Annotated in this window: 2 protein-coding genes; one reads left to right on the top strand and one right to left on the bottom strand. The window is 73.3% G+C overall.

Annotation, left to right across the window (positions count from 1 at the left end):
- Positions 1 to 1,034: glycosyltransferase family 4 protein (locus GA0115259_RS35820; protein WP_093604575.1), on the bottom strand; the 1,034-nt coding region annotated here is incomplete at its 3' end.
- Between the two features lie 117 nt (positions 1,035 to 1,151).
- Here GA0115259_RS35820 and GA0115259_RS35815 point away from each other — a divergent pair.
- The coding region (locus GA0115259_RS35815) for a glycosyltransferase 87 family protein (RefSeq protein ID WP_107469383.1) at positions 1,152 to 2,378 on the top strand (1,227 nt) is incomplete at its 3' end.

Raw genomic sequence — 2,378 nt, 5'->3', positions numbered from 1 at the left:
CGCTCCGCCGACTCCGCCGCCGCCACCGCCGGCGGCCCGCCCCGCACCACCCAGCCCGTCTCGCCGTCCAGCACCGCGTCCGGCGCGCCTCCCGAGTCGCCCGCGACCACCGGCAGCCCCGTGGCCGAGGCCTCCAGATAGACGATGCCGAGGCCCTCGACGTCCAGCCCGCCGCGCCGCGTACGGCAGGGCATCGCGAAGACATCGCCCGCGCCGAAGTGGGCGGGCAGTTCGGCCCAGGGAACGGCGCCGGTGAAGCGTACGGAACCGGCGACCCCGGTCCGGTCCGCCAGCTTGCGCAGCTCGCCCTCGTACGGTCCGCCGCCCACGATCAGCAGCACCGCGTCCGGCACCCGCGCCAGGATCGCGGGCAGCGCGAGGATCAGCGTGTCCTGGCCCTTGCGCGACACGAGCCGCGAGACACAGACGACGACGGGCCGGTCCGTGAGCCCGAGCCGCTCGCGCACGGCCGCGCCGCCCGAGCCCGGGTGGAAGGTCTTCTCGTCCACGCCCGGCGGCAGCCGCACCATGCGCGCCGCGGCCTCGGGAGTGAGCGCGCCGGCGATACGGGAGCGGGTGTACTCACCGAGATAGGTGATCGTGTCCGTGGACTCGCCGATCCGCCGCAGAAGCCGCCGTGAGGCGGGAAGCTGCGCCCAGCCGGCCTCGTGGCCGTGCGTGGTGGCCACCAGCCGCCGCGCACCGGCCTTCCGCAGCGCCGGGGCCATCAGCCCGAGCGGCGCCGCCGCGCCGAACCACACCGACTCACAGCCGTGTTCACGCAGCAGCCCGACCGCTCTGCGCGTGACGCGCGGAGTCGGCAGCAGCATCGTCGTACGGTCCCGTACGACGGTGAACGGCTGCTCGGCGTCGAAGGCGGCGGTCGCCTCCGCGCCCTCCTTGCCGCGCTTCCAGGTCGAGGCGTAGACCACGAGCCGCTCGGGATCCAGCCGCAGCGCCATGTTGTGCAGGAACGCCTGGATGCCGCCCGGCCTGGGCGGGAAGTCGTTGGTCACGATCAGTGTCTTGTGCATCGCCGCCGACAGTACCCAACGGCCCTGCCTGATGGCTCGGGCGCGGTCCCGCCCGGCATCATGACTCCCGCGATCAGGAACGAAGCGCACGAAGCACATGAAGCGGACGAGGTGGTCATGGCGGGCACGCACGGCACACGGCTCCCGGTCGCGGTGTGGATCCTCACCAGGGCTGTTCTGCTGCTCTGTGTCTTCAAGGTCGTCTCCGTGCCGGGGCCCGACGTCACCGGCGATGTCTCGGTGATCTACCAGGGCTGGTACGAGGTGCTGAGGACCGGCACCTATCCGCTGGACGATGTGACCTGGCAGTATCCGCCCGCCGCGGCCCTGCCGATCCTGGCGCCCGCCGTCCTGCCGTTCCTCGGCTATGCCGCCGCCTTCTTCGTGCTGGCGCTCCTCTGTGACGCGGTGGCCTTCGCGCTGCTGCTGCGGGCCGCCCGGGGCACGGGCCGGTCGTACCGGGGCGCGTGGATCTGGATCGCGGGAGTGCCGCTGCTGGGGCCGACCTCGTACGCGCGGTACGACCTGATGGTGACGGCGGTGGCGGTCGCCGCGCTGCTCGCGGGAGTGCGCAGACCTCGGCTGATGGGCGCGCTCGCCGGATTCGGCGCGCTGCTGAAGGTCTGGCCGGTGCTGCTGCTGGTGGGCACACCGCGCGGCCGGGCCACGCGCAGGACATGGACCGCCGCGGCCGTCACGGCGGTCGCGCTGACCGTGGTCTGCTGTGTCGCGATGCCCGGCGCGCTGGCCTTTCTCACCTTCCAGCGCGACCGAGGCACCGAGATCGAGTCGCTGGGCGCCCTGGTCTTCCAGGTGGCGCGGCACTTCGGCTGGAGCGGCGGAGCGCTGCTCAACTACGGCTCCGTGGAGTTCGTCGGACCGTATGTCCCGCTGGTCAGCACGGCCGCGCTGGGCCTGACCGCCCTGGCCGTCGGCTGGCTGCTCGTATGGCGGCTCAAGGCGCGCGAGTTCGGCGCGAGCACTCCGTACGACGCGGCCTTCGCGGCGGTGCTGCTGTTCACCACCACGAGCCGGGTGATCAGCCCGCAGTACATGCTCTGGCTGGTCGGTCTGGCCGCCGCCTGTCTGACGCTGCGGAGCAGCCGGATGGCGCTCCCGGCGTGGCTGGTGCTGGCCGCGACGGCGGTCACCCTGCTGGAGTTCCCGGTCCTGTTCTCGCATGTGGTGGGAGGCGATCCGCTCGGCGTCGCGCTGCTCTTCGTACGCAACGGTCTGCTGGTCGCCGCGACTCTCACCGCGTGCCTCCGGCTCTGGCGGGCGACGGTCCCGCGCTCGCGCGAGCGGGCGGCGGAGCGCGCGGAGCCGGCCGGGGTCAGCCCAGCC

Origin of the sequence: Streptomyces sp. MnatMP-M17, from assembly GCF_900091995.1 — a bacterium.
Taxonomy (GTDB): Bacteria; Actinomycetota; Actinomycetes; order Streptomycetales; family Streptomycetaceae; genus Streptomyces.
Note: the sequence above shows the minus strand (reverse complement) of the source record. Positions and strands in the feature narration are given on the sequence as shown.